Annotated in this window: 7 protein-coding genes and 1 pseudogene; 1 reads left to right on the top strand and 7 read right to left on the bottom strand. The window is 68.4% G+C overall.

Annotated elements, in window-relative coordinates; genetic code table 11:
- From MT490_RS11785 to MT490_RS11755, 7 genes and pseudogenes are all read right to left on the bottom strand, one after another.
- Nucleotides 1–1,767: pseudogene (locus tag MT490_RS11785) on the bottom strand (hypothetical protein); the annotation flags it as partial.
- The gene (locus MT490_RS11780) at nucleotides 1,767–3,881 is read right to left on the bottom strand and encodes a BamA/TamA family outer membrane protein (protein WP_297387663.1); all 2,115 of its coding nucleotides are present in this window, start codon (nucleotides 3,879–3,881) and stop codon (nucleotides 1,767–1,769) included. The gene MT490_RS11780 and the pseudogene MT490_RS11785, both read right to left, overlap by 1 nt.
- 141 nt (nucleotides 3,882–4,022) lie before the next feature.
- A complete protein-coding gene (locus tag MT490_RS11775) occupies nucleotides 4,023–4,394 on the bottom strand; it encodes a Rap1a/Tai family immunity protein (RefSeq protein WP_297387661.1) in 372 nt (123 codons plus the stop codon).
- A 56-nt stretch (nucleotides 4,395–4,450) separates the two neighbouring features.
- Nucleotides 4,451–6,550, bottom strand: coding sequence for a malate synthase G (locus MT490_RS11770; RefSeq protein ID WP_297387658.1), 2,100 nt, complete (start codon nucleotides 6,548–6,550; stop codon nucleotides 4,451–4,453).
- Nucleotides 6,551–6,619: 69 nt separating this feature from the next.
- Nucleotides 6,620–7,072 carry a MarR family transcriptional regulator gene (locus MT490_RS11765; protein WP_297387656.1) on the bottom strand — a complete coding sequence of 151 codons (453 nt, stop codon included), beginning with the start codon at nucleotides 7,070–7,072 and terminating at the stop codon, nucleotides 6,620–6,622.
- A gap of 305 nt (nucleotides 7,073–7,377) precedes the next feature.
- Nucleotides 7,378–8,787, bottom strand: a complete 1,410-nt coding sequence (locus tag MT490_RS11760; RefSeq protein ID WP_297387665.1) for a coniferyl aldehyde dehydrogenase — start codon at nucleotides 8,785–8,787, stop codon at nucleotides 7,378–7,380.
- A complete protein-coding gene (locus MT490_RS11755; protein WP_297387654.1) occupies nucleotides 8,787–9,596 on the bottom strand; it encodes an A24 family peptidase in 810 nt (269 codons plus the stop codon). The genes MT490_RS11760 and MT490_RS11755 overlap by 1 nt, the downstream gene beginning before the upstream one ends.
- Before the next feature lie 105 nt (nucleotides 9,597–9,701).
- Between MT490_RS11755 and MT490_RS11750 the strand changes: the two genes are divergently transcribed.
- Entirely contained in the window at nucleotides 9,702–10,889 is a 1,188-nt protein-coding gene (locus tag MT490_RS11750; protein WP_297387650.1) for an acetyl-CoA C-acyltransferase, read from the top strand.
- Nucleotides 10,890–11,037: the final 148 nt, after the last annotated feature.

The raw sequence follows: 11,037 nt of genomic DNA, 5'->3' as shown, positions 1-11,037 counted from the left end.
CAGGATCGGACCGGCTGGGTCGTATCTCCCCGAGCCGCGCAGGATGCGGAATTGCGGCGCGCGCATGCGGATGTCGTTGACCGCGATCACGCCGGTGGGGCCGAGCGTGACATGTGCCGAGGCGACCGCATTGCCGCCGAGGAAGTTGCGCACGCCCTGGTTGGTCAGCCGGCGCGTCTCTGCGGCGACGTGTCCGCGTATGCCCCAGCCGCCGTCACGCGCGGCGAACAGCTCGGCGTCGGTCGTGAGGTCGACCACGCCGACGCCGTTGATCGCATAGTTGTTGACCCGGCCCTTGATCGCGCCGGTGTAGCGGCCGCGGCCCATGTCGGCGGCGATGATCGCGGTCGCGTCGACGCGATCCGAGCGCAGGCGCAGATTGTCCGACAGGACCTGGTTGCCCGAAATGGCGAGGTCGCCGGCGATCGAGAGATTGGTGACCAGCCCGCCGACCGCGGCGTTGAGCCCCGAAACACGCGCCGCGCGGGCGCGGACGGGCACGAGGATGCGATTGGCGTCGACGCGCGCGCGGCCCTCCGCCCGAAGCTGCTCGACGATCGTCTCGCCGAAGCCGATCGATGCCGCGCTGATCTTGTAGTCGACCACCGGCCGGTTGAACGGTCCGTCCAGCGCCAGCGCGGCGCGCACCGATCGGCCATTGAGGTTGGGCGCGATCGCCCCCGGCGTGAGCAGGATGGCGTCGACGTTGAGATTGCCGAAGCGGTTATGCCCGAGATCGACGATCCCCTTCGCCTCGACCGACAATGCCCGCGACCGCAGCTTCAGCTGCCCGTCGGCGGCGCGATCGCGCCACACGGCGTCGAGCGCGACGTCGAGTTGCGGCGATGCCAGCCGCTCGACCGGCCCCTGCATATACACCCCCGGCCAGGTCGGGCCGCGGACCTGGAAGCGGCCGTTCTGCGCCGCCACGGTGAGATCGGCGACACGCCGCCCGCCCAGCGTCCCGCTCGCCTGCCCGCGCCAATTCTGCCAGCTGCCGCGCCCGCCGACATTGAGCGCGAGCGGGCGATCGAGCCCCATCAGCCCGGTGACCAGCCCCTTCACCGGGGCGTTCATCCGCATGTCCACATCGAGCTTGTTCTGCTCGGGCACCGCGTCGAGCCTGAGCGCCAGCGTGTCGCCCCCGGCCACATCCGGCGCGGAGATGGTTGCGGCGTCCGCGACGATCTGGGCGCGCCCGTCGGAAAGGTGTGCGGTCCCGCGCAGCCGGCCGATATGCCGCTGCCCGCTTACTGCCGGCTCGATGTCGATCCGGGCGATCTCGAGCCGCGCGATGTCGATGTCGATATCGGGAAGCAGGGGCGCCTTGGGATCGGTCGAGGGCTTGAGCGCGGGCCGTCGCAGCAACCGCACCCGGGGGCTGGTGAGGCTGCGAATGTCGACATGGTTGCGGACATAGGCGAGCGGACGCCAGTCGAGCCCGATCTCCGGCGACGTGGCGAAGACGCCCTGGGTGTCGCGCACCTCGACGTCGCGCAGCGTCATCGCGCCGAACAAAGATCCCTCGATCCGCCGCACGCGGAAGTTGAGCCCCGAGGCCAGGGTCAGCCGCCCGATCTGCTGCGCGACGAAATCGCGGCCCGGCTGGGTGTTGATCCCGATGACGAGCAGGCCGACCAGCAACACGACCGTCGTGACGGCGATCGCGCCCCATTTCACCACACGCCGCCACACGGGCCTGCGCTCCGTGACGGACTCGACCGGCGCCTCGACGGGCTCGGTGGGCGGAGGCGGTTCGGTGGCCATCAGAACGCCTGCCCGATCGAGATGTAGAGCGCGATCCGGGACTCGCCCGGCTTGCGGTTGATCGGCGTCGCCACGTCGACGCGCAGCGGCCCGAAATTGGTGTAGAGCCGCCCGCCGATCCCGGCGCCGAAGCGCATGTTCTGCAGCGTCGGGTAGAGCCCCTCATAGACCTGCCCGGCATCGATGAAGGGCACGATCCCGTAATTGCCGAAGCGATAGCGCGCCTCGATCGCGAACTCGTTGAGGCTGCGCCCGCCGACCGGGCGGCCATCGGGCGAGCGCGGGCCGAGCTCCTGATAGCCGAAGCCGCGCACCGATCCGCCGCCGCCGGCGTAATAACGCCGCGACGGCGGCAGGTCGTTGCGCGCGATGCCGGGGATCGAGCCGATCCGCGCGCGCCCGGCGATCACAACGCTCGACGAGACCGGATAATAGGCCGTCCCCTCCGCCATCAGCCGCGCATAGGGCCGCGCGGCGCCGCGCACCGAGGTCTCGGGGCTGACATTCGCCTTGAGGCGGAAGCCGCGCGTCGGATTGAGCAGATTGTCCGACGCGTCATAGCCGATGAAGCTCGGCAGCGCGGCGATCAGCCAGGTGCCGCGATCGCGCGCGCCCTTGTTGAAGTTGAACTGGTCCTCGTTCGAGCCGACGATCTCGCCGCCGTAGAAATAGGTCCAGCGCTTCTGCCAGATCGGCGTCGAATCGCGCGACCAACGCACCGCGATCGAGCCGGTATAGGATTCGAACGCGGCGAAATCCTGGTGGTTGAGCGCCGCGCTCACCTGGAAGGTGCGGTCGCGCCGGCCCGCGTTGGAGCGGCGGAAGGTGCCCGTCACCCCCTGTTCCTGCGTGCCCAGCACGCCGCTGGCGATCAGGGCGCCTTCGGGAGGGAACAGGTTGCGGTGCGTCCAGCTGCCCTCGGCGCGGATCCCCTGCCCGGTGCTGTAGCCGATCTCGGCGGCCAGCGTGCGCGGGCGCCCGCGGTTCTGCCGCACCAGCAAATTCACCACCTCGGTGCCGTCGGGGCCCGGCTTCTCGGTGCGCACGGGTTCGACCGAGACGGTCGAGAACAGGCTGGTGGCGATGAGCGCCTCGCGCAGATCGTCGACCTGGCGGCTGTCGTAGATCGCGCCGGGCTTGTAGCGCCGCAGGATGTTGATGTGCTCGACATCGAACACCTGGCGGCGGCCCTGGGTGACGATCTCGCCGAACACCGCGCGCGGGCCCAACTCCACCGGCAGCGTGTAGTCGCCCTGGTGCGTCTCCTCGTCGAGCAATATGTCGCGGTCGCCGAGCTTGACGAAGGGATAGCCCTGCTGCGGGAGCCGCAGGCTGACATTGGCCTCGGCGCCCTGGATGCGCTCGGCCTGGATGGGATCGCCCGGATTGAGGTTGAGTTCGCGGTCGAGCAGCCCCGGGGGCACCGTCGGACCGCTGACGATCGCGACATTGTTCAGCCGGTAGAGCGCGCCCGGCGTGGCGGTGATCGTCGCGCGCACATTGCCCGAATTCTGCGGGTTCTGCTCGATCGTCGAGATCGCGGTCCCGTCATAAAAGCCGAGCGAATGCATGAGCCGCACCGCCAGCAATTCGTCCTCGCGCGCCCGCGCGGCGACCATCGCGGCATTGGCCGCCTTGCCGTCGCCATCCTCCAGCGCCGAGAGGTCGCGGAACCGGCCCTCGAGCCCGATCTTGTCGAGCCCCTCCACCGCCACGGTGTAGCGGATCGTCGTCGCCTTCTCGTCGTCGACGCCTTCGATCTTGACCGGCTCGACCTTGAACTCGGAAAGCGGAGTGAGCGGCTGCGCGAATTCGGGCGCCTCGGCGGCGGGCGGCGGGAAGCTTTCGATCTCGCTGGTCACCGTGCCCGGCGTCACGGGCTGCGCGGGCTGCTGGAAGTCCTTCATCGGCTCGAGCGGCGCGTTGATGTCGTCGCTCAACTTGGGCAGCGCCGCCTCGAACTCGGCATCGGGGACGATCGTCTCGTCCTGCGGCGTGGTCTGGGTAGTGTCGACAGGCGCGGGCGCGACCGGCGCGCCCTGTCCGGGGCCCGGATCGGCGATCTGCGCACAGGCCAAGCCCGGCAGGAACGCCGTCCCTGCCAGTACGGCCATCCCCACCGCTTTCACCCCTTTACGCACGCGCCTCCTCGGGAGCCGCGAACCTCGGCCCTCTCGCAAGCGTAACGACCCATATGTGCTTTGGCTCCCCCCAAGCATGATTCGCCAGGCATCTCAGCGGCTAGCCGGAACGTCTCAGCCTTTGCACGGCCCCGGATATTTCTCGCTCAGCGCGTTGAGGAATCCGCTGACCGCCGAATAGCGGCGCGACTGCGGTTTGTCCCGCCAGCGATCCACCGCCACTCGGCGTATCGTCTCGGCGGTGGTGGCCTTGGGGACGCAGAAATCGACTTCGATCTGCTTGGTGTCCTGATAATAGGTCGCCATGTCGTGCGCGGCCATCAGGAACCAGTCGCACCTGTCGAGGCTCGCCTGATCGGTGGCGATGCACTGGACGTACACTTCCTCGCCACTCTTGAAGATACCTCGCGCCGGCGTGCTGTCCTGCGCCGCGGCGGGCGGCACTGCAACGGTGACGAACGCCAGTCCGGCGAGCAAATTCCGCATATGACTTCCCCCTGGATATCCGGAACGAAGCGTAACCTGCGCAATTGCAAATGCAATCACACGGCCTTTGCGCGCGCCCGAAAGCGATGGAGCAGCGGCTCGGTATAGCCGTTGGGCTGGGCCGTGCCTTCGAAGATCAGCGCGTGCGCCGCCTGGAAGGCCAGGCTCTCGCCCTCACGCCCCGCCATCGGCCGGTACAGCGGATCGCCTTCATTCTGCGCGTCGACCTTCGCCGCCATACGGCGCAGCGCCGCGTCGACATCGGCCTCGCTCGCCACCCCGTGGAGCAGCCAGTTGGCGATGTGCTGCGACGAGATGCGCAAGGTCGCGCGGTCCTCCATCAGGCCGATATCGTGGATGTCGGGAACCTTGGAGCAGCCCACCCCCTGATCGATCCAGCGCACGACATAGCCGAGGATGCCCTGCGCATTGTTGTCGAGCTCGCGCGCGACTTCGTCCGGGGTCCAGTTGCGACCCTGCGCGACGGGGATCGTCAGCAGCGGCGCGAGCGGTGGCACCGGTTCGGTCGCGATCGCGCGCTGGCGGGCGAACACGTCGGTATGGTGATAGTGGAGCGCGTGCAGCGTGGCCGCTGTGGGCGACGGCACCCAAGCCGTGTTCGCCCCCGCTTCCGGATGCGCGCCCTTCTGCGCGAGCATGTCCGCCATGCGATCGGGCGCGGCCCACATCCCCTTGCCGACCTGCGCCCTGCCCGCCAGTCCGCAGGAGAGCCCGATGCGGACGTTGCGGTCCTCATAGGCCTTGATCCAGGCCGAGGTCTTCATCTCACCCTTGGGGATCATCGCACCGGCGCACATGCTGGTGTGGATCTCGTCGCCGGTGCGATCGAGGAAGCCGGTGTTGATGAAGGCGATGCGGTCCTTCACCGCATGGATGCACGCGGCGAGATTGGCCGAGGTCCGCCGCTCCTCGTCCATCACCCCGACCTTGATCGTGTGCCGCGCGAGCCCGAGCACGTCCTCGACCGCGTCGAACAGCCGGTTGGTGAACCCGCATTCCTCGGGGCCGTGCATCTTGGGCTTGACGATGTAGATCGATCCCGCGCGGCTGTTGCGGAACCGCCCCAGCCCCTTGAGGTCGTAGAGCGCTATCAGGCTGGTGACGATCGCGTCGAGAATCCCCTCGGGCGCTTCCTGTCCGTCCGGGAGGAGCACCGCCGGGGTGGTCATCAGGTGCCCGACATTGCGGACGAACAGCAGCGCGCGACCCGGCAGGGTCACACCCTGATCGTAGTTGCGGTCGGCATTCAGCGTGCGGGTGACCCGCTTTCCGCCTTTGTCGAAGCTTTCCTCCAGATCGCCCCGCATCAGCCCCAGCCAATTCGCATAGGCAGCGACCTTGTCCTCCGCATCGACCGCGGCGATCGAGTCCTCGAGATCGATGATCGCGGTCAGCGCTGATTCGAGCAGCACATCGGCGATTCCTGCCGGATCGTTCTTGCCGATCGGATGATCCCGATCGATCACCACTTCGATGTGCAAGCCGTTATGCCTGAACAGGAGCGAATTGCCGTGCCAGCTGATGAACTCGGCAATGTCCTTGTCGAGAAAGATCGGTGGCTCTTCCGAAGAGGTCAGCTTGGCCCAGTCCTCGCCCGGCACGGGAATGGTCTGGTTGAGGAACGCCTTGGCCCACGCGATTACCTGGGCACCACGCGCGGCGTCATAGCCGCCCGGTTTCGCCGCGCCCGGCAGCGCGTCCGTGCCATAGAGCGCGTCATACAGGCTCCCCCAGCGCGCATTCGCCGCATTGAGCACGAAGCGCGCGTTGAGCGCGGGCACCACCAGCTGCGGCCCGGCCATCCGTGCGATCTCGTCGTCGACATTGGCGGTGCCGATCGTGAACGGCGCCGGCTCGGGGACAAGATAGCCGATGTCGCGCAGAAAGGCCTCCTGCGCCGCGGGATCGGCGGCGCGATCGCAGTCCTCCTCACACCATGCGTCGATCTGCGCCTGCAAGGCGTCCCGCTTCGCCAGCAGCGCCCGGTTCTCGGGGGCGAAGCGCGCGAAAATGTCGGCGGCGCCCGCCCAGAATCCCTCCGCCTCGATCGCAAGCCCCGGCAGCACGCGCGACTCGACGAAGCGCGCGAGCGTCTCGGCGACCTTCAGCCCGGCACGATCGACATAAGCGGACATGGAAACTCCTCCTGGCAAACGTCACAATCACCTGGGGAGGGCATGTGCGAAGTATCGGGCCCGCGGCCGCTAATCAACCCCGTCCAGCGCGAGTGCCGCGGCCTCGATCCGCTCGAGCATCGCCCGCAGATGCGCGCGCTCCTCGTCGGACAGGGTCTCGAAGATCCGCCGCTCGAACTCCAGCGCCTTGGGCGCGACCTGCTCGTAGAGCGACCAGCCCTGCGACGAGAGCGTCAGCAGGTGCGAGCGCTGGTCGTCGGGATTGGCGGCGCGCTGGATCAGCCCGCGATCGGCGAGCGCGATCGCGGCGCGGCTCACCGTCACCTTGTCCATGCGCGTGCGGCCGCACAGGGCCTGCTGGCTCATCGCCCCGCCCTCGGCGAGCACCGCCACCAGCCGCCATTCGGGAATGCGCAGCCCGAACAGCGTGCGATACGCCCGCGCCACCGCGTCCGACACGGTATTGGACGCGATCGAGAGCCGATAGGGCAGGAATTCGTCGAGCTTGAGCGTCTTCGCCATGGGCCGCACCGTGCTGCCATCCGCCGTCCACTGCAAGTGACAACGCTGTACGATTGCATTCTGTGCAATGATACCGGTATCACTTCGCACTTGCAACATAACGCGCTGCGATGCAGAAAGATCGGGCCTTTCAGGCATCCTCTCCTAAGACTTTAAACGGCCGTCCCTCGGGGCGGCCTTTTTTTTGCCTCTGTCGATCCTCCCCCGCCAGGGGGAGGTGGCATGCGAAGCATGACGGAGGGGGCGGAAGCACGACGGCCTGTTCGTCGCTTACCTCCCCCTGGCGGGGGAGGATTGGTTTGCACTCACCCCTTCATCTGCCGCTTGATCGTCGCCTGCGTCGCCTTGCCGTAGGGCGGCTTCATCCCTGCGAGCTTCGCCACGTCGAGCTTCGCCTGCTTGTAGATGCTCCGCGCATGGCTGAAGGTACGGAAGCCCGCCTCGCCATGATAGGCGCCCGTGCCCGAAGGCCCGATCCCGCCGAAGGGCAGTTCCTCCTGGCTGACATGGAAGATCACGTCGTCGAGCGTCACGCCGCCCGAGATCGTCCGGTCGAGCACGCGGCGCCGCTCGTCGCCGTCGCTGCCGAAATAATAGAGCGCCAGCGGTCGATCGCGGCGGTTCACCTCGCCGATCGCATCGTCGATCGTCGCATAGCCGCGCACCGGCAGCACGGGCCCGAAGATCTCCTCCTGCATCACGGTCATGTCGTCGGTCGCGCCGCGGATGATGTGGAGCGGCATCTTCCGGGAGTTGGAGGCCGCGAAGTCCTCGTTCGCGGGGTTGACCGCGATCACCTCGGCGCCCTTGGCGCGCGCATCCTCGATCCAGTCGTTCAGCCGCGCATGGTGTCGGTCGTTGATCACCGCGGTATAGTCGGGATTGGTCAGCAGGCTCGGATACATGGCCGAGGCCGCGCGGGTCAGCCCGTCCACGACCTCGCCCTCTTTCTCCTCGGGCACCAGGATGTAGTCGGGCGCGAGGCAGATCTGCCCGGCGTTGAGCATCTTGCCCAGCGCCACCCGCTCGGTCGCCTGGGCGATGTTCGCCGAGCGCCCCACCACCACCGGCGACTTGCCGCCGAGCTCGAGCGTGACGGGCACGAGATTGTCCGCGGCGGCGTGGAGGATGTGCTTCGCGATCCCGGTCGCGCCGGTGAACAGCAGATGGTCGAAGGGCAGCTCGGCAAACGCCTTGCCGATTTCGGGTCCGCCACTCACGAACGCCAGTTCCTCGGGCGCGAAGTAGCGCGGCGCAAGCTCCTCGAATAAGGCGGCGACGACGGGCGTGAACTCGCTGGTCTTGACCATCGCGCGGTTGCCCGCCGCGAGCACTCCAGCGAGCGGGCTCATCACGAGGTTCACCGGGAAATTCCACGGCGCGATGACCCCCACCACCCCCTTGGGCTGATATTCGATCCACGCCCGCCCGCCGAGCAGCCCCAATGGGAACATCGCCGGCTTGCGCTCCGATCGCGACCAGCGCGCGACATGCTTGTGCGCGTGCCGGAGCGGCCCCACCGACGCGGCGATGTCGGTGATCATCGATTGCTCGCGGCTGCGATGCCCGAAATCCTCCGACAGCGCGTCGCAGAAGCGCGCCGCATTGTCGGCGATCATCGCGATGGCGCGCGCGAGCCGATCTTTGCGCACCTCCAGCGAGACCGGCAATTCGGCCATGAACGCGGCGCGCTGGCGATCGAGCAGTTCGCGCATCATTGGGTCTCCGGCGGAATTTGAACCGTAGCGACAATCTCGTCCGGCGCAGGCGGCGGCGTCAATGCCTGGCCGATCCAGATGGTGAATGCCGCCGCGGCGAGCATCGTGCCGAACGGCATCCGATCGGTCGCGGTGACCTTGCGTCCGCCCATCCACAGCCCGAGCACCGCGGCCAGGCCGATCAGCGCGGCGGCGAGCAGCACGAGGGGCAGCGCCTGCCAGCCGAGCCACAGGCCGATCGCGCCGAACAGCTTGGGATCGCCGCCACCCAGCCCCTGCCGCCCCCGGATCACCCGATACCCAGCCGCCACCGCGGCCAATGCCGCATAGCCGCCGATCCCGCCGATGATCCGCGCGTCCATCGGCGGAGCGATGCCGAGCAGCCCCGTCGCCAGCCCCGCCGCCGCGAGCGCGCCGGTGAGCAGGTTCGGGAGCCAGAAGACCGCGAGGTCCAGCGCCGCGAGCGTCAGCAGCAGCCAGCCGAACACCGCCCCCGCCACGCCGCCCGGTCCAGGCATCGCGATCCCCGCGGCAACCCCGATCCCGAGCCCGAGCAACTCGGTCAGCACATGGCTCGGATGGATCGGCCCGCCGCATCCCCGGCACCGGCCGCGCTGGAGCATATAGCTCATGACCGGCACCAGCTCGCGCGCCGAGAGCGCCTTGCCGCAATGGTCGCACTCCGATCGCCCCCGCAGCGCCGAGCGCGCCTCGGGCCAACGGATCGCCAAAGTGGCGATGAAGCTCCCGAAGACGAGGCCAAGCCCGCCGAGCAGCACCGGCCACAGGATGTCGACGAGCGTCATGCAGGTCCTTCGATAGTTTTCCCCTCTCCCTATGGGAGAGGGGAGATTCTTTGCAAACCACCCCCCGCCGTCCTAGATCGCGCCCAACAATCGAGAGGAACCGAAATGTCCGCCGACGAGATCGTCATCGCCTCCTATGCGCGCACGCCGATGGGCAGCTTCCAGGGCTGCCTGACCGATGCGAGCGCCACCGATCTGGGCGCGACCGCGGTCGGCGCGGCGGTCGAGCGCGCGGGGCTGAAGGGCGACGCGATCGAGCGGATCTACATGGGCTGCGTGCTCCCCGCCGGGCTCGGCCAGGCCCCGGCGCGCCAGGCGGCGCTGGGCGCCGGGCTGCCGCATCACATCGAGGCGACGACGATCAACAAGATGTGCGGATCGGGCATGCAGGCGGCGATCATGGCCGCCGACGCGCTCGCCGCGGGCTCGGTCGACCTGCTCGTCGCGGGCGGCATGGAGAGCATGACCAACGCGCCCTATCTCTCGCTGCGCCATCGCTCGGGCGCGCGCATCGGCCACGACGTGCTCAAGGACCATATGTATCTCGACGGGCTCGAGGATGCCTATGAGCCCGGCCGGCTGATGGGCAGCTTCGCCGAGGAGACCGCGCAGGAATACCAGTTCACCCGAGCCGCGCAGGACGAATTCGCGATTGCCTCGCTCCAGCGCGCGCAGAAGGCACAGCAATCGGGCGCGTTCGACCGCGAGATCGTCCCCATGGAGGTCAAGGGCCGCAAGGGCGTCACCACCGCGACCTTCGACGAGCAGCCGGCCAAGGCCGACCTCGCCAAGATCCCCACGCTCAAGCCGGCCTTCTCGAAGGACGGCACGATCACCGCGGCCAACGCCTCGTCGATCTCGGACGGCGCCGCGGCCTTGGTGATGACGCGCGCAAGCGTCGCCGACCGGCTGGGACTCACCCCCGTCGCGCGCGTGGTGTCGCACGCCGCGCACGCCCATGCCCCCGCGCGCTTCACCACTGCGCCGGTCTATGCGATGCGCAAGGCGCTGGAGAAGGCGGGCTGGCAGATCGGCGATGTCGACCTATTCGAAGTCAACGAGGCGTTCGCCTGCGTCGCGATGATCGCGATGAAGGACCTGGGCATCGGCCATGACGTGCTCAACGTCCATGGCGGCGCCTGCGCGCTCGGCCACCCGATCGGCGCGAGCGGCGCCCGCGTGCTCGCCACCCTGCTCTCGGCGCTCGAGACCCACGGCCAGAAGCGCGGCCTAGCCTCGCTCTGCATCGGCGGCGGCGAAGCCACCGCGATAGCGGTGGAACTGCTGGATTGAAAATCCCTCTCCCATTGGGAGAGGGAGCGAGTTACCTAGGACGGATCGACATTCAAAATCCTCCCCCGCCAGGGGGAGGTGGCGCCGAAGGCGTCGGAGGGGGAGGTAGGCGATACACTCTCCAATTGAGCGCAGGGGTTCCGCCCCC

The sequence above is a fragment of the Sphingomonas sp. genome (assembly GCF_026460985.1).
In the GTDB taxonomy this organism is placed as follows: Bacteria; Pseudomonadota; Alphaproteobacteria; order Sphingomonadales; family Sphingomonadaceae; genus Sphingomonas.
Note: the sequence above shows the minus strand (reverse complement) of the source record. Positions and strands in the feature narration are given on the sequence as shown.